Origin of the sequence: Rhizobium skierniewicense Ch11 (genome assembly GCF_023757665.1) — a bacterium.
Taxonomy (GTDB): Bacteria; Pseudomonadota; Alphaproteobacteria; order Rhizobiales; family Rhizobiaceae; genus Agrobacterium; species Agrobacterium skierniewicense.
Genome location: NZ_RXPG01000021.1, coordinates 229284 through 246521 on the forward strand (window position 1 = coordinate 229284; position 17238 = coordinate 246521).

Sequence of the window (17238 nt, forward strand, 5' to 3'; positions counted from 1 at the left end):
TGGCTCAAAACGCAAGCGGCTGCATTAACCGGAAAGGTGCATGACGATCTGGCGCACATGCGGTTGGTTACGATGTTCAAAGAGATAAATGCCTTGCCATGTGCCCAGTAGCAGCTTTCCGTCGGCCACCGGAATGCCCAGAGAAACCTGCGTCAGTGCCGACTTGATGTGTGCCGGCATATCGTCCGGCCCTTCCATCGTGTGCGAGACCCACGCCATGGAAGGATCGTTGGTGGGCGGCACTATCCGCGCAAAGAATTGCAACAAATCGTGCTTTACATCGGGATCGGCATTTTCCTGGATCAGAAGGGAGCAAGAGGTGTGGCGCACAAAAAGTGTCAGGAGCCCCTCCTGCATCCCATCGGCTTTGACGAAAGCTGCCGCGTTGCGGGTGAACTCATAGAGACCCTGGCCGCGTGAGGAGATCGAGAGAATTTTCTGAGACAAAGGTCTTTTCGCTTTCAAATTGGAACGAAACGGCTAGCAAATCGTTCTGATTTTTCAGGCCTAAATGTGACGTGCATCCACGCGAGCCGACGGCTGGGGAGATCTGCACGGAAGGAAACGCGTTTTCAATGGACGAATATACCGGTTTACGAAAATACTCTTTCGCCTGCCAAATTTCGACTATATTTTGTGAGACAAAGTCCTTAACGACATCACATTTGTTGCAGAATACCGACAATAAGTGCCCTATTCTATCTCGCTACCGAAAGACCACTTCATGACGTCGCAAGTCCAGCAGGTTGATCTTACCAACTGCGACATAGAGCCTATTCACATACCGGGATCTATCCAACCGCATGGTTGTCTGATCGCTTGCGACAGTGCCATGCGCACCATCACCCGTCACTCGGTCAATTGTCATGATATGTTTGGCTTTACTGGTCAGATGATCGGCAAGCCGATTGAAGAGTTTTTGGGTAGCGATGTCGTTCATGACCTGAGAAACGCACTCACGGTTACCGCCAACAGCAGCCGCCCGGCCATGTTGCCAAATGTCAAGCTTGCCTGCGGCAGGTCTTTTGATATTGCCATTCATCGCTATAAGGCTGTGACCATCGTTGAACTGGAACCTGCCAGCAATGAGGCGCAGCCGCTGCACACTGCCCAACTGATGATCGACCGCATCCGCGAAGCGGATAGCGTCGAGAGCCTGATTTCCCGCACCACACGATTGATAAAGGCGATGCTGGGTTACGACCGCGTTATGGTCTACCGCTTCGAACAGGATGGCGCGGGAAAAGTTATTTCAGAGGCCAAACAATCCGATCTTGAGAGCTTTCTTGGCCAGTATTTCCCGGCCAGCGATATTCCAAAGCAAGCACGTGCGCTCTACCTGAAAAACACGTTGCGGATCATCTCGGATTCACGCGGTGAACGGGTGGCGGTTGAACCGACGCTCGACCATTCTGGAGAACCGCTGGATTTGTCTTACTCACACCTGCGCAGCGTTTCGCCCATCCATTGCGAATATCTGCGCAATATGGGTGTGTCGGCATCCATGTCGATTTCCATTATCAATGACGGCGAATTGTGGGGGCTGATCGCCTGCCATCATTATTCGCCGCGCATACTACCCATGCCTATTCGCATTGCCGCAGAGATGTTCGGAGAGTTCTTCTCGCTGCACCTACAGGCTTTGAAACAGAAGAAAAAGCTGGCGACTGCGCATGACGCCCATGCATCGCTCGACAAATTTCTCAGGCTGGCTGCACACCACAACAATATAGAAGAGCTTCTGGTTGAGAACCTGCCGGATTTCAGCAGGTTGATGCCCTGCGACGGCGTTGGCGTGTGGATGAACGAACGCTGGTATACGTTCGGCACGGTTCCACCGCCAGCGCTTGCTCCCCAGCTCGGTCGTCTGGCCAGTTCCGTTTCCGAGGGGCGCGTATGGGCGACGCATGCACTGTCAAACCAGCTGCCTGAAGCGGAATATCTGGGCGGCGAAATCGCCGGCATGCTGGCGGTACCCTTGTCTCAGGTTAAAAACGATTACCTGATGTTCTTTCGTAAGGAACTTGTTCAGACTTTGAACTGGGGCGGCAATCCCGACAAATCCTATGAGACTGGCCCTCTGGGTGATCGACTGACGCCGCGCAAGAGCTTTGCGCTGTGGAAAGAAACCGTACACCAGCAGTCTCAGCCATGGACAGAAGAAGACCGGCAGATCGCAGAGGCCGCGCGCGTGGCGCTTGTGGAGGTGGCCTTCCGCCATAGCGAGTTGATGGCCGGCGAACGGGCGCAGGCGGAAGTGCGTCAGCGCATGTTGAACGAAGAGCTCAACCACCGCGTCAAGAACGTTCTGGCCATCATCAAGTCTCTGGTCGGGAACCCGACTCAGGAAGGCCGCACGCTGGAGGAATATGTTTCTGCCCTGAAAGGCCGCATTCAGGCTCTATCCTTTGCGCATGATCAGGTCGTTCGTGGCGAAGGCGGCGGTCAGTTGCGCGATCTGCTGGATGCTGAACTATCACCGCACAGGTCTCCAGCTAGCGAGATCGAGACAACAGGGCCAAGCGTTCTGCTGGATTCCCGTGCATTCTCGGTCATGGCACTTGTTCTGCACGAATTGGCAACCAATGCTGCGAAGTACGGCGCGCTCGGCCAGGCTGGCGGTCGGCTTCGCATTGCCTGGGAGTTGAACGATGTAGGCGACTGCGTGATTTCCTGGCGCGAGACGGTGCAAGGAACCGTGACACCACCAACGAGGACAGGCTTTGGATCTGCCCTCATCAGCCGAAGCGTGCCCTATGATCTGGGTGGGAAAAGCAAAGTAACCTATCAGCCGCACGGTATTGAAGCCGAAATCGTGCTGCCTGCCCGTCACGCGACGCCCGGCCAGCCACAAATCAATCTGGAACTATCGAGCAACGCCTCGGACCCTTACACACCTTATGCCGCGGAGGAACCATTGCGAGTATTTCTCGTTGAAGATCAAATGCTGATCGCCATGGATGTCGAATATATGCTGGAAGCGCGCGGCATCACCGATATCGAAACCGCCACGTCTTCGGCCATGGCGCTGGATAAGTTGAAGAGCTTGACGCCAGACGTCGCCATTCTCGACATCAACCTCGGCACCGATACATCGCTACCGGTTGCCTACGAGTTGCTGCGCCGCGAGATCCCTTTCATGTTCGCCACGGGTTATGCTGATGGAATCATGATCCCAAGCGAATTCGCGCATGTGCCGGTGATCCGAAAGCCTTACGACGAAGTTTCGCTTATGGGCTCGATCGGCAAACTGGTTGGCAGGCAGGTCCTCGCCTAACGGATATTGCGTTTAATTGCCGTCAATGGGTCGCAGTGAATAGGATTTACTGCGACCTGCTTGAGCGAGAGCTACTGGACCACCAGCTTCAATCGCTTGACATCCTCAGGCGTTAGTCTGGCGCCAATGTCATATCGAAATTCCGTCACAACGTAGTTTTCGATATCCACCTTGCATTGGTAGTTGATTGGGAACCACTGCGCACCGACATTGAACGCGCCCTTGGCGTTTAAGACGTTGTCGACGATCATTCGCTCTACGTCCTGTTGACCATCAGGCGGTTGACCCTGTCTTGCCGCAGTCACCTGCGCAACAACTTCCGCGAAACAAAGCTGCCTCACCCGCTGACGAGGCGGAAGATTTCCAAAAATTTGACGCATCATCGGGCCAGGGCGTTTTGCGCCGGCCAATATCTTCTTGGCAGGCTTAAGGTTGGGATCCCCTTCACCATCCGGCTTTGCTGTCGCAGATTGCTCCTGTGCAGGCTTTGGCTCGGGTTTGGGAACCTGTGATACAACAGCAGCCGGATCGGGCTGTTTGGGCGCATCCCCAGAGAGTATCTCACTTTGCTCGGCGTTAGTCTGTGCATCAGGAGCTTCCGGCCGCTCGTTCGTCTCAACAGGTTCAGCAGACGCGGGCGTTGTAGGCTGTGTCTCCGCCTGTTTTTCGGGTGCCTTCTGGTCTTGGCCGCCTGCCTCCTCTTCGCCCTGCTCGTCGCGCTCATCCATCTGCGTCGGGCTAGGACGGACAGGCACGCCAGACATGACAGATGGCGGCGGCTCAGGTTCAGGCGCGGGTACCGGTGGTGGCTCTTTCGGCTTTTCTTGCGCAGGCGGAGGAGGCTCTTCGGCTTTTTTTTCTTCCGGCTTTGGGGGCGGCTCAGGCTTGGGTGGCTCGACCATCTCCACGCTGACGGTTTCGGGCTCCGCCGGTGCCGGAGAATATCCAGAGGATAAGAGATAGGTGGCGCCAAGCAGAACATGCAGCATGAGTGAAACCGGAATTGTCCAGCTCTCCTGCCGCCATTTGTTCTTGCCCGTCTTTTCCATCCAGTCGATACGCCCGTTGACCGCCTCAGAGATAATCGTTTTGGAGGCCAGCATCATCCCCAAAAAGAAAAACCCGGCCAGAAAACTGACCGGGCTTAATGTCTTCCACTAACAAAAACTCAACTATCGAGGAACGAGCGCAGTTTGCGCGAACGGCTCGGGTGCTTGAGCTTACGCAGGGCCTTGGCCTCAATCTGACGAATACGTTCGCGCGTGACCGAGAACTGCTGTCCGACCTCTTCCAGTGTGTGGTCCGTGTTCATGCCGATGCCAAAGCGCATGCGCAGGACGCGTTCTTCGCGTGGCGTCAGCGAGGCCAGCACCCGCGTTGTGGTTTCGCGCAGGTTGGCCTGGATGGCGGCATCGATTGGCAGAAGGGCATTCTTGTCCTCGATGAAGTCGCCCAGATGCGAATCTTCCTCGTCACCGACAGGCGTTTCGAGCGAAATCGGCTCCTTGGCGATTTTCAATACCTTACGCACTTTTTCAAGCGGCATCGCAAGCTTCTCAGCCAGTTCTTCCGGCGTCGGTTCGCGACCGATTTCATGCAGCATCTGGCGCGATGTACGAACGATCTTATTGATCGTCTCGATCATGTGCACCGGAATACGGATCGTGCGGGCCTGGTCGGCGATCGAACGGGTGATGGCCTGTCTGATCCACCATGTCGCATAGGTCGAGAACTTGTAACCACGACGGTACTCGAATTTGTCCACGGCCTTCATCAGACCGATGTTGCCTTCCTGAATGAGATCGAGGAATTGCAAACCACGGTTGGTGTATTTCTTCGCAATCGAAATCACCAGACGCAGGTTGGCCTCGACCATCTCCTTCTTGGCGATCCGCGCTTCGCGCTCGCCCTTCTGGACCATGGAAACGATGCGGCGGAATTCGGCAATGGAAATGCCGGTTTCCTGAGCGAGGTTCTGGATTTCCAGACGGATGTCGCGGATCGTGTTGTTTTCTTCGCGTGCGAATTCCTTCCAGCCCTTGGCAGCCAGATTGGCGATCGACTTCATCCAGTTCGGATCCAGTTCCGCACCGTGATACTGCTCCAGAAAGCCATCACGCTTCACGCCGTAGGATTCGGCAAGGCGCAGAAGACGACCTTCGTTTTGCATAAGGCGTTTGGAAATGTCGTAAAGCTGCTCGACAAGGCTATCGACGCGGTTCTGGTTCAGAGACAGCGACTTAACCGCTGTGATCAACTGGTCTTTCAGTTCCTTGTAACGACGCTCCTGGCCAGTGGACAGCGTGCCGGTGCACGCCAGGCGCGCCTCGACCTGCTGGTCCTGAAGCTTGCGCAGCTTCTTGTAGGTGTCGGCAATCGTATCCAGCGTTTCCATGACCTGCGGGCGCAGTTCGGCTTCCATCGCAGCAAGAGAAAGATTGGACTCGTCGTCATCCTCTTCTTCCTCTTCGTGTGGAAGGCCTTCGCCGCCGACATTCGTCACATCATCATCGCCACCGGGATTGCGCAGACGACGGACTTTTTCTTTCTCTTCAGCAGCCTTGCGGTCCGCTTCGATCTTCTCCGGGCTCTGGAACTGAGGAGCAGCCTTGGCTTCCGGGCCAGAATAGGTGGTTTCGAGATCAATGATCTCGCGCAGAAGCGTCGTACCCTCATTCAATTCATCGCGCCAGATGATCAGCGCCTGGAACGTCAAAGGACTTTCGCACAGGCCAGAGATCATGGTCTCGCGGCCAGCCTCAATGCGCTTGGCAATCGCGATTTCGCCCTCGCGCGACAAAAGCTCAACGGAACCCATCTCGCGCAGATACATCCGCACCGGGTCATCGGTGCGATCCGTCGGCTCCTTCTTCTTGGCAGTCGCAAGCGCGGTGCCGCTGGAAGGCGCAAGTTCGCCACCCTCGGACTCTTCTGCCTCGGCGTCGGCATCTTCGGCTTCTGCGGGCGCCTCTTCGGCGTCCTCGTCTTCAACGACGTTGATGCCCATTTCACTGAGCATTGCCATGATATCTTCGATGCGGTCAGGGTCGACCTGATCCGACGGCAGCACCTCGTTCAGCTCATCCATAGTGACGTAGCCGCGTTTTTTCGCGGCCTTGATCATCTTTTTGACCGCGTCATCCGAAAGATCGAGAAGCGGCCCATCCGTCGCGCTGTCGCGTTCGTTTTCAGCTTCTTCGTTTTCTTTGACTTTGGTTGCCATCTATCTCGTCGCTTTCCCTGACGCTAACATCCGCTCCACCGCAAAACCGATCGCCTTGAAAGGCATCCGGCTCTGGCCGCGAATCACCGTCAAACACCTAACGGAATGATCTTTAATTGCCGTTTAAACACGGCCACCACAGGCGGAACCTCAAGACAGTGCATCCGGAAATGCTTTTCCATGCAGTTTCGATCCGCCAAAGGCCCATTCCACCTTACTTTTCCTGAAATGGTGATTCCCGCTATTTCCCGTCACGTCAAGCCTTTATGGCCCGACCGAGGGTTAAAAGCTAAAAAACGCCACTGTCTCCGCGACATTTCACGGACCTCACCAACTTAACCCCTATTTAGGTCTATCTGTGCAAAAGACAAGCCTCAAACAGCGCAAAACGCCTAACCGTGGCCATAGGCCGGACCCTTGACCCTGCCGGACATGACCCCAAAACCATCGATGATTGCTTCCTGATTCTCCATCCGTCCAATCTCCAGCTGAACCTCCGAAAGCGCGCGCATCAATTGAACCATGCGCTCGCCATCACCCGCTTCCGTTGCCTCGGCAATCTCGCGCTCAAGCTCGATCTTTTGCCAGCGCAACGCCTTGGTGCGCTTGTGCAAAGAGAGCGACTGCGTATACCCCTCGCGCGCGTCTTCGGGCGCCGCCTGCTCGGTCGCGGTCCAAAGCCGGGCATTGCGCACCTGCTGGTTCATGGCTTTCAACAAAACATCGAAGCCCTGCAACTCCAGTCGCGCAACCAGACCATCGCGTGAAAGCTCGGCACCGTTTTCTGCTGCATAGGTCAACACCTGAGACCACAGCCGTTGCAGGTCGCGGCTTTCATAGTCGATGGCGGCGATCTCGTCATATTCTTCCAGCAGCAGTTGCGGATGGTTGACGATGGTCAGCGCCAACACACTCTCGCGCAAGGCTGGTGCAGCGAGATACCCCTTCACAAGCCCGGATTGGCTGAGCCGGTCGGATATGCTGCCAGCGCCCGTCGTGCTTCCCCGCGCAGGTGTTCTTTGACCGCTGCGGTTGCCGTTGCCCTCGCCGCGCCTGAAGTTGCGATTGGGCCCGCTGCTGCGCTGGAATTGCGGCTGAAAAAACGTATTCAGCCGATCACGCATGTCCTGCTGGTAAAAGCGGCGCACACTTTCGTCACCGATAACAGACACGATTTGCCGAAGGCGATTTTCCAGTTCCGCCCGTTTTTCCGGCGTGTCGAACGTTACCGATGCCGTCTCGCGGCTCCATATCATCGCGGCCAGCGGCTTGGCCTCGGCGAGTACGCGGTCGAACGGCGCCCTGCCCTCATGGCGCACAAGATCATCAGGGTCTTTGCCATCCGGAAGCAGCGCAAAGCTGACGGAACGACCCGGTCTGATGTGCGGCAATGCCAGATCGGCGGCGCGGCTTGCGGCACGAATACCGGCACCATCGCCATCGAAACAGAGAACAGGCTGCGGCGACATCTTCCACAACAACTCGAGCTGGTTATCCGTCAGCGCCGTGCCAAGCGGCGCCACCGCGTTCTCGACACCTGCCTGATAAAGAGCGATGACGTCCATGTAACCTTCAACGGCAATGACAGTGCCCGAAGATTGTGTCGCGCGACGCGCACGTGCGAAGTTGTAGAGGACGTTGCCTTTGTGAAAAAGCTCCGTCTCATTGGAGTTGAGATACTTGGCCATCGCATCCGCCGCCATAGCGCGGCCACCGAAGGCAATCACCTTCTCGCGTGACGACAGGATTGGGAACATGATGCGGTCACGAAAACGGTCATAGGACACAGGGACATTTTCATGCACCACAAGACCGCAGGCCTCCATCTGTTCTTTGGCGATCCCTTTGGAGGCGAGATGTTCTTTCAGCGCATTGCGGCTATCGGGCGCAAACCCCAGCCGGAAGGTCTCGATCGTGCGCCCGCTCAAACCGCGATCACGAAGATAGGCGCGCGCGCGCGCGCCGGCAGAAGTCTGCAACTGATCCTGGAAGAACAGCGTCGCCATTTCCATGACGTCCTGCAAGGTTGCCCGTTCGCGCTCGCGCTTTTCCGCCTGCACGTCCGGCTGCGGCATGGAAACGCCCGCCATATCTGCGATCTGTTGCACCGCTTCTGGAAAACCCATGCCATCCAGATCGGTCAGGAAGCGGAAATGGTCACCGGACACGCCGCAGCCGAAACAATGATACCGCCCCTTGCGGTCCTCACAATGAAAGCTGGGGCTCTTTTCACCATGGAACGGGCAGCAGGCCCAATAGTCACCCTTGGAGGCGTTGCTCTTCTTCCTGTCCCAGGTCACACGTCTGCCGATAACATCGGAGATGTTCACTCGGTCACGTATCTCGTCGAGAAATGAGTTTGAAAAGCGCATCGTTACCTGGGATCAGTGCCTGTTTTCGGCCGGTCTTTCATATAAGCGCAGCACGCCCTGATTACCAAGGGAAGAAACGCGTGATTCCCGTTATTCACAGGCATCGACAGCGATGCCCGCGTTCTATTTTGCGCTTATCGGCATGATGCCGAGCGTTCGCGTGATGCTGGATGGTTTGAGCGATATCCCCCTAGGATCGCCCAACCCGCGCTTTTACCCCCAAGCGCATCTCAACGCATGAAAAGGCAGGGCATCCACATATGCCCTGCCTTTATCATTTGCGGGCTCGCGTTTACTTCAACAGTTCCTTGATCAGGCCCGACGCCTTGCCGAAATCGATCTGGCCAGGATAACGTTCTTTCAGGACGGCCATCACCTTGCCCATGTCGCGCAGGCCTGACGCGTCTGTCTCGGCGATAACGCCTTCGAGAATGGCGCGAACCTTCTCCTGCGGAATCTCTTCCGGCATGAAGCCCTTGATGATGATGATTTCCTCGCGCTCGTGCTCGGCCAGTTCGGCTCGACCGGCCTGATCGTAAATGCTGGCAGATTCTTCGCGCTGCTTGATCATCTTAGCCAGAATCTGCAGAATCTCCTCATCCGACACCGGGTCCTTGCCGACGCCGCGATTGGCGATATCACGGTCCTTGACGGCTGCCTGCACCAACCGGATCGTCGAGAGGCGGCGTGGCTCGCGGGCTTTCATGGCATCTTTCAAAGCGGCGGCGAAGGTATCCCGGATCATGTTTTTCTCCTTGGGAAAGGCCCTGTCTGTCGGCATGGATCGGTCAGGCATTTCCGTCATTATTTTGGGCGTGACATAAACGAGCAACCGGGGATCGGCAAATCATTTACATAAGCGTCTGAATCAAATGGGTTTTAAATCCAGCTAATCCACAGGCCCGCGGTTGACCCCTTGCGCCCCTTTCGTTATTTTCCGGCACCTGCACAGGATTTTAACGAAGGTTACGACGCGAAGGCTTTCGCGCGCCCTTATCCGCGAAAAAAGATGACCACTTTACCCCCGCTTTTCAAGAGGCGGGCCGAAGTGGCAGAAACGGGAAACGAGATGACCGAGACAGCACCCTGGACCACCCGCAAACCCACCGCCATGCTCGTTCTGGCCGATGGCACCGTGATCGAGGGCACCGGCATCGGCGCAACCGGCAAGGTGCAGGCGGAAGTCTGCTTCAACACGGCGCTGACAGGTTATCAGGAAATCCTGACCGACCCGTCCTATCTGGGCCAGATCGTCACCTTCACCTTCCCGCATATCGGCAATATCGGTGCCAATGACGAAGATATCGAAGACCTGACACCCGCCGCACGGCGCGGTGCGGTCGGCGTGATCTTCAAGGCCGACATCACCGAACCATCCAACTTCCGCGCCGCCAAGCACCTTGATACCTGGCTGAAAGCGCGCGGTATCATCGGTCTTTGTGGCATCGACACGCGTGCGCTGACAGCCTGGATCCGCGAAAATGGAGCGCCGAACGCCGTCATCGCCCATGACCCGAACGGCGTTTTCGATATCGACGCGCTGAAGGCGGAAGCCAAGGCATGGACCGGTCTTGAAGGTCTTGATCTTGCTATCGAAGCCACATCAGGCCAATCCTCAGTTTGGAACGAGACGTCGTGGGTCTGGAACGAAGGCTACGGCACACTGGGCGAGGCTGACGCCAAGTACCATGTCGTGTGCGTGGATTTTGGCGTGAAGCGCAACATTCTGCGCCTCTTTGCAGGTCTTGATTGCAAGGTAACGATCGTTCCTGCGCAAACGTCTGCCGAAGATATTATGGCGCTGAAGCCAGATGGTGTTTTCCTCTCCAACGGTCCAGGAGATCCGGCGGCGACCGGCGTCTACGCCGTTCCGGTCATCCAGAACCTGATCAAGACAGACCTGCCTGTGTTCGGCATCTGCCTTGGTCACCAGATGCTCGGGCTCGCCGTTGGTGGCAAGACCGAAAAGATGCATCAGGGCCACCATGGCGCAAACCATCCGGTCAAGGACTTTACCACCGGCAAGGTGGAAATCGTCTCCATGAACCACGGATTTGCAGTCGATGCCAAGTCTCTGCCTGATGGCATCGAAGAGACTCACACATCTCTGTTCGACGGAACAAATTGCGGTCTGCGCATCACGGGCAAGCCGGTGTTTTCCGTCCAGCACCACCCGGAAGCTTCCCCTGGCCCGCAGGACAGCCACTATCTGTTCCGCCGCTTCGTGAACCTGCTGCGTGAGAAGAAGGGTGAACCGGCTCTCGCAGAGCGCTGATACGAATCGGAAAACTGTTCAGCAATCTTCGGCCCGCGTTCAGCGGGCCGTTTGACTCATAGCGTCGGAAACAAGAAAATACTGATCACGCCGATACCGCGACCAGGAGAATGCCATCATAAACGCATCGATATCATCGGGAGGGGCAGCACCGACCAAACTATGGCCAACTGCGAATTTTATCCCGTAACGGTTGGTTCGGGCATTTCGAGGCGAAGATCGCCACGGTGGGCACGCGGCAAAAATCCGCGGCGTGCAATATTGAGGAAACGATACCGGTAAAAAGACGTGTGCCTGCAATGATCTCACAGGACACCATCGTGGGAATGTTCCGACGATCGATGAAACGTGGATCTAGCGAGATTTTTTCGAGCGGGATAAAGTTTCCGGATCAGCAACAACATCCACAGCCAAAGCTTCGAGACTGAATCGACGTGGCAAACATCAAAGCATGGCGCATTGAACGAATACCACCATGCTTTGACACTCTTGCACCGTTTGTAGGGCTCTAAGCGGAGCACGGCAGGGGGTGCCACTTTCTATCAACACCCCCTGTTTCCACCGCGTGGATCACCGCTCGAATTTTGGGTCGTGTTCCACACTGATAAGTCCATGAACGGTCTTGATCGGTATCAGGGATTCGGCCCACGGCCGGAAGTCGACCGCTCCACAGTCGCAGCAAGCTGAAACTCCAGTTTGCCGTCTTTTTCGACACGGCGGATATCTGTCGGTCCGACCGAGACAGGGCGCTCGTCGGCAGCAATCACGGTGGCGATCTGTGCGGCGCTTTGCTGCACGTGAAGAGCACCATCAAAGTCCTGAATAGCATCTGCAATCATTTTAATATTCCTTTTTGATTTAACACTCAAATCCGCCGGGAAAATAGAAATGGCCAACGGATGAAAAAAGGTTGCAATATTTATTTTTACTCGTCAAGATTGATTATTACATTTTAAATAGCAACATAAAGATAATATATTTCTAAAGTTGCGTTTATGATCGCGTAAATTTCGTGACGGAAACCAGGATACGGATCCGATTGAAGTTCGTGTGTCCTCAGGGGATGTTAAATAATACGACGACCTGCTCGGCGTCAGGAACAGCCTTTGCGGGTGGGAGAATGCGCCACGTGGTATGCATTGCGGCGCCAGACATCACAGCATGGCGCGAAAAAATAAATGCCGCCATGCTTTACACTCTTGCACCGTTTGTAGGGCTCTAAGCGGAAGCATGACAGGTGGTGCCACCTTCTATCAACACCACCTGTTTCTACGGCGTGGACCACTGCCCTAGCTTTAGGTTGTGATCCCCACCGAGAAGTCCGTATGCAGTCTCAACCAGGATTAACTACCTGGAGCAGGGTTGGAGGGCGACGGCTCCGCTGTCGCAGCAAGCTGAAACTCCAGTTTGCCGTCTTTTTCTATGCGGCGGATATCTGTCAGCCCAACCGAAACAGGGCGCTCGTCGGCAGCAGTCATGGTGGCGATCTGTGCAGCGCTTTGCTGCACGTGAAGAGCACCATCAAAGTCCTGAATAGCATCTGCAATCATTTTAATATTCCTTTTTGATTTAACACTCAAATCCGCCGGGAAAATAGAAATGGCCAACGGATGAAAAAAGGTTGCAATATTTATTTTTACTCGTCAAGATTGAAAAGATAAAATCTTAGATAGGCGCTTGCATTTCACGCTTCACCATCAGGTAAAAACGTGTGGTGAGGAGAATGGCTGCGGTCGAAAGACCGAATACGAAACCGAACCAGACACCCGGCCCGCCGAAGCCGAGTGGAAACGCGGCGACCCAGGCCAGTGCCAGACCAATGGGCCAATAGGAAATCAGCGCCAGGATCATTGGTACGCGCGCATCCTTCAGGCCCCGCAGCAGACCGGCCGCAACCGCTTGCATGCCATCCACCAGCTGAAACACACCGGCGATGATGACCAATGTGCTGGCATAGGCGAGAACGTCGGGCGCACCCGGCAAACTCGGATCGAGGAACCAACTGGCCAGATATTGAGGAGCGAGCGCAAAGAAGAGACCACCCGACGCTGCGATGAGGCACGCCACGCCATAGACGGTTACCGCCGCACGCACGAGGTTTGGATAATCGCTCTGCCCATGTGCCACCCCCACCCGCACGGTGGCGGCCTGAGAAAGGCCGAGCGGAATCATGAAGGCAATGGATGCCAGTTGCAACGCAATGCCGTGAGCGGCCAGTTCCAGGGTGCCGATCTGGCCCATGAGAATGGACGCTGCCGAAAACAGCGTGACTTCCGCAAGGATGGTGACACTGATGGGCAAGCCGAGACGGATAACCTCCCATAAAGCGTGAAAATCCGGCTTCCAGAACCGCACGAAAAGCTCATAGCGCCGGGTTTCCTCCCGTGTCTGGATATAGACGACGATGAAAAGCAGGCTGAAGGCGTTAACGATGATGGCGGCAAAAGCGGCGCCCAGCATTCCCAACGCAGGAAATCCGAAATGGCCAAGAACCAGAGCGTAGGCCAGGAACCCGTTGATGACCAACATGGCAATGGTGGCATACAAAATGATGCCAGCGCGTCCTATGGCACTCACGAGGCCGCGCATAACATAAAACAGAAGCGCTGGCAGAAGACCAAACTGCGCGATGGCCAGATACTGTCCTGTCTGCGCCGAGACTGCCGGATTCTGACCAAGCGCCAAGAGGATGCTTTCAGCCTTGAGGAATAGTGGCAGGGTCAGTAACCAGTACACCGTCGCCACCCACATTCCCATGCGCAGAGCACGTCGCGCGGTTGTGGCATCACCCTGCCCATAGGCGTTGGCCACCATCGGCACCACAGCGACGGAGAAGCCGGAGCCGAAAATGAAAACGACGAAATAAAATTGGCCGGCAAGAACCATGGCAGCCAGTTTTTCAGCGCCCAGCTGGCCGACGATGATCATATCAGTGGTATGAATTCCAAGCTGCGCCAACTGTGCCCCAATCAACGGAATTCCCAGCGCAAGCGTGGCTCGCAAATGCGCGCCCCAAGACTGCAATGGGACGGGATTTTTTTCGACCGCAACCGACGAAGACATGACATCACCTCAAAAACAAAAGCCGCTTCTCTAACGCGAGACAAGCGGCTCGACGTCTGGTTATGTCATTTGCAGCGAAGGCGCAAGCACAGGATATTGACAGTATAACCATGCCCTAAAATTAATTTATTTTCGACAAAACAATGCTTTAAGAAATTCTTTGTGTCCTCATGTTTAAGGCTTGCAAACTTTGTTTACGCTTGCCCGATAAAGGTTCCACCGAAATAAAAAATATTTGGGTGCATGAGGCACGCCGTGATCGCCATAGGCATGTTCGCATCAAAACCCGGCAGGGCCGGTCTTTCCAAGGTTCAGAAATTGCCCAAAAAATCCAATTTGATGACGCGGATCGTCGTGGCGGCGTCCTGCGTTGTTGTCGCCGCCTTCGCAGGTTTTTCGGTTTACATCGACGGCCTCCAGCGCGACGCAGCCAACAATTTCGTCGAAGACAAGATCAACGCCGCCGGTAAGCAGTCCGCCCAGAGCATCGCCAACTGGCTGAACGGTCGCGTGATGATGACGGAAATGGTTGGCGCGGCAATGACCAAGGCGACCACACAGGAACGGCTAGACCTTCTGTTGCAAAACGACATTCTGGCACGCGAGTTCAAATCCGCCTATTTCGGAGATGAAGCGGGCGCTTATAACAATTTTCCTGCCCAAAAGATGCGCGACGGCTACGATGCGCGACAGCGCCCTTGGTATCAGGCCGCTGTCAAAGCAAACTCGACAGTGTTGACCGAACCCTATGTCGATGCCAGCACAGGCAAGCTCGTCGTCAGCGCGGCCGTTCCGGTCAAACGTGACGGCAAGCTGGTCGGCGTAGCTGCAAGCGACTTCCTGCTGACGACACTGGTTTCCATGATCAGCTCTATCGATGCAGGCAATGAAGGCTATGCGTTTCTGGTCAACAAGGATGGCAAGATCCTGATTCACCCGGACGTATCGCTGATCAACAAGACGCTGACCGATCTCTTCCCTGTCGCGACGCCTAAGATTTCCCAGGCCGTTTCGCAAACCGAAATCGGCGGTGCAGACAAGATCACGAGCTTCCTTCCCGTTCCTGGTCTTCCAAACGTTGAATGGTCTGTTGGTCTTGTGATCGACAGCAAGACGGCATTCGCATCCATAACGCAGTTCCGGATCGCAGCGGTGATCGCCACAGGTCTCGCGGTTGCCGGTATGATTGCTTTCCTCGCATTCCTCGTAAACAGCCTTGTGATCAGACCCGTAACGCAGATGACTGCCGCGATGGATGAGCTCGCTGCCGGCAACCTTGACGCGACCATCCCTGGCCAGGAGCGTACGGACCAGATCGGTTCCATGGCGGCAGCTGTCTCCGTGTTCCGCACCAATGCGCAAGAGCGCCTGCGTCTGGAAGGTGACGCAGAGCAGACCCGCAATCTCTCGGAACACGAGCGCGGCGAGCGCGAGAGGACTGCCGCGAGGGACACGGCCGATATCCAGTTCGCCGTCAGCGCATTGGCGGAAGGCCTCGCCCATCTTTCGGATGGCCACATGGATTACCGTATCAATACGCCGTTCGTGGCGCATATCGACCGGCTGCGTGAAGATTTCAACGGCTCGATCAGCAAGCTGAATGGCGCGCTTGTCACCGTTGGCCAGAACGCCCGCGCCATCGACGCCGGTGCCAGCGAAATCCGCCAGTCGGCCGACGATTTGGCCAAGCGGACCGAACAGCAGGCAGCCTCGGTGGAACAAACCGCCGCGGCACTCGAAGAAATCACCACGACCGTCAAGGACTCTGCCAAACGCGCGGAAGAAGTCGGACGTCTGGTGGAACGTGCCCGTACCAATGCCGAACAATCCGGCGTGGTCGTTGGCGATGCTGTAAAAGCGATGGAAGGCATCGAGCAGTCTTCTTCCGGCATCTCCAAGATCATCGGCGTCATCGACGAGATCGCCTTCCAGACCAATCTGTTGGCTCTGAACGCTGGTGTTGAAGCAGCGCGGGCCGGCGAAGCGGGTAAGGGCTTTGCGGTCGTTGCACAGGAAGTGCGCGAACTGGCCCAGCGTTCTGCAAACGCTGCCAAGGAGATCAAGACGTTGATCAGCGCATCGACGACCCAGGTCGAAGCCGGTGTTTCGCTGGTCGGCAACGCTGGCAAGGCGCTTGAAACAATCGTGGCCGAAGTGCAGGAAATCAACCAGCATATCAACGCCATCGTGCTTGCCTCGCGGGAGCAGTCCACCGGTTTGCAGGAAATCAATACGGCCATCAATACCATTGACCAGGGCACGCAGCAAAATGCCGCCATGGTTGAGGAACAGACCGCTGCAAGCCATGGCCTTGCCTCCGAAGCAGCGGCATTGAACGATCTGCTGGCACAGTTCAAACTGGCAAACAGCCAGCAAAACGCCCGTACTGGCTACAGTCGCGCGGCCTGATCAGTACTTCCTGTTGAGCAAAGAGAGGCGTGACCTGTTATCGGTCACGCCTCTTTTGTTTATCCACCCCACCTTGTGCAGATCGACGAAAACCGACAGATTTGCGAGGAAGATCGTGAGTCGCCGGGGGAGCTCGATGCTGTGGGAGATCATATGGCGTGGCACGATGATGGGCATCGGTGGCACCATGTTCATGGATATCTGGGCGATCATCCTGCATCGCATGTTCCGGCAGCCTGCACCGAATTGGGGTCCGGTTGGCAGGTGGTTCTGGCATCTGCCCAACGGCAAAGTCTTCCACGACAGTATCGCGACCGCGATCCCCTATGAGCACGAAACCGCGCTTGGCTGGGCATCCCATTATGCCGTCGGCATTCTCTATGGGGTCATTCTCGCGATGATCGTACCCAGTGGCTGGTTTGCGAAACCATCGTTCCTGCTGCCGTGGATCGTCGGCATCTTGACGGTCGGCGCTGGCTGGTTTCTGCTTCAGCCCGGCCTTGGCATCGGTTGGGCGGCGTCCAAGACGCCCAACCCGACCAAAGTGCGCGCTCTGAACCTCATTGCGCACACCGTATTCGCGCTGGGAATGTATGTAACCGCCTTGATTTTGGCCTGA

The 17238-nt window shown here is 56.0% G+C and carries 13 protein-coding genes; 5 read left to right on the plus strand and 8 right to left on the minus strand.

The genetic code is table 11. The features are described 5' to 3' along the window. Positions 1–24: 24 nt before the first annotated feature. Positions 25–447 carry a secondary thiamine-phosphate synthase enzyme YjbQ gene (locus EKM04_RS15325; protein ID WP_183895347.1) on the minus strand — a complete coding sequence of 141 codons (423 nt, stop codon included), beginning with the start codon at positions 445–447 and terminating at the stop codon, positions 25–27. A 277-nt stretch (positions 448–724) separates the two neighbouring features. Between EKM04_RS15325 and EKM04_RS15330 the strand changes: the two genes are divergently transcribed. Then, a complete protein-coding gene (locus tag EKM04_RS15330; protein WP_183895345.1) occupies positions 725–3277 on the plus strand; it encodes an HWE histidine kinase domain-containing protein in 2553 nt (850 codons plus the stop codon). Positions 3278–3348: 71 nt separating this feature from the next. On the opposite strand, the gene EKM04_RS15335 is transcribed toward EKM04_RS15330, so the two are convergent. From EKM04_RS15335 to dnaG, 3 genes are all read right to left on the minus strand, one after another. Continuing rightward, the gene (locus tag EKM04_RS15335) at positions 3349–4380 is read right to left on the minus strand and encodes a DUF930 domain-containing protein (RefSeq protein WP_183895326.1); all 1032 of its coding nucleotides are present in this window, start codon (positions 4378–4380) and stop codon (positions 3349–3351) included. 65 nt (positions 4381–4445) lie between these two features. Further along, the gene (gene rpoD, locus EKM04_RS15340) at positions 4446–6500 is read right to left on the minus strand and encodes an RNA polymerase sigma factor RpoD (RefSeq protein WP_174153580.1); all 2055 of its coding nucleotides are present in this window, start codon (positions 6498–6500) and stop codon (positions 4446–4448) included. Between the two features lie 392 nt (positions 6501–6892). Beyond that, complete coding sequence (gene dnaG, locus EKM04_RS15345; RefSeq protein WP_183895324.1) at positions 6893–8872, minus strand: DNA primase; 1980 nt, start codon at positions 8870–8872, stop codon at positions 6893–6895. Positions 8873–8984: 112 nt separating this feature from the next. Between dnaG and EKM04_RS22950 the strand changes: the two genes are divergently transcribed. Next, positions 8985–9113: a hypothetical protein gene (locus tag EKM04_RS22950; protein ID WP_268842301.1), complete on the plus strand. Its 129-nt coding sequence runs from the start codon at positions 8985–8987 to the stop codon at positions 9111–9113. Positions 9114–9164: 51 nt separating this feature from the next. Here the strand turns inward: EKM04_RS22950 and EKM04_RS15350 are convergent, their stop codons facing one another. Further along, positions 9165–9617 carry a GatB/YqeY domain-containing protein gene (locus EKM04_RS15350; protein ID WP_183895322.1) on the minus strand — a complete coding sequence of 151 codons (453 nt, stop codon included), beginning with the start codon at positions 9615–9617 and terminating at the stop codon, positions 9165–9167. Positions 9618–9941: 324 nt separating this feature from the next. On the opposite strand from EKM04_RS15350, the gene carA reads away from it, so the two are divergent. After that, positions 9942–11147 (plus strand): glutamine-hydrolyzing carbamoyl-phosphate synthase small subunit, encoded by a 1206-nt coding sequence (gene carA, locus EKM04_RS15355; RefSeq protein ID WP_183895320.1) that lies wholly within the window; start codon positions 9942–9944, stop codon positions 11145–11147. A gap of 632 nt (positions 11148–11779) precedes the next feature. On the opposite strand, the gene EKM04_RS15360 is transcribed toward carA, so the two are convergent. The 3 genes from EKM04_RS15360 to EKM04_RS15370 form a co-directional block, all read right to left on the minus strand. After that, positions 11780–11986 carry a hypothetical protein gene (locus EKM04_RS15360; protein WP_174153584.1) on the minus strand — a complete coding sequence of 69 codons (207 nt, stop codon included), beginning with the start codon at positions 11984–11986 and terminating at the stop codon, positions 11780–11782. A gap of 504 nt (positions 11987–12490) precedes the next feature. Beyond that, complete coding sequence (locus EKM04_RS15365) at positions 12491–12697, minus strand: hypothetical protein (RefSeq protein ID WP_174153585.1); 207 nt, start codon at positions 12695–12697, stop codon at positions 12491–12493. Positions 12698–12812: 115 nt separating this feature from the next. Beyond that, positions 12813–14210 carry an MATE family efflux transporter gene (locus tag EKM04_RS15370; protein ID WP_183895318.1) on the minus strand — a complete coding sequence of 466 codons (1398 nt, stop codon included), beginning with the start codon at positions 14208–14210 and terminating at the stop codon, positions 12813–12815. A 318-nt stretch (positions 14211–14528) separates the two neighbouring features. Here EKM04_RS15370 and mcpU point away from each other — a divergent pair, with 318 nt between their 5' ends. Both mcpU and EKM04_RS15380 read left to right on the plus strand, forming a co-directional pair. Then, on the plus strand, positions 14529–16619 hold the full coding sequence (gene mcpU, locus EKM04_RS15375) for a methyl-accepting chemotaxis protein McpU (protein WP_183895684.1): 2091 nt from the start codon (positions 14529–14531) through the stop codon (positions 16617–16619). A gap of 139 nt (positions 16620–16758) precedes the next feature. Beyond that, positions 16759–17238 (plus strand): DUF2938 domain-containing protein, encoded by a 480-nt coding sequence (locus EKM04_RS15380; RefSeq protein ID WP_183895682.1) that lies wholly within the window; start codon positions 16759–16761, stop codon positions 17236–17238.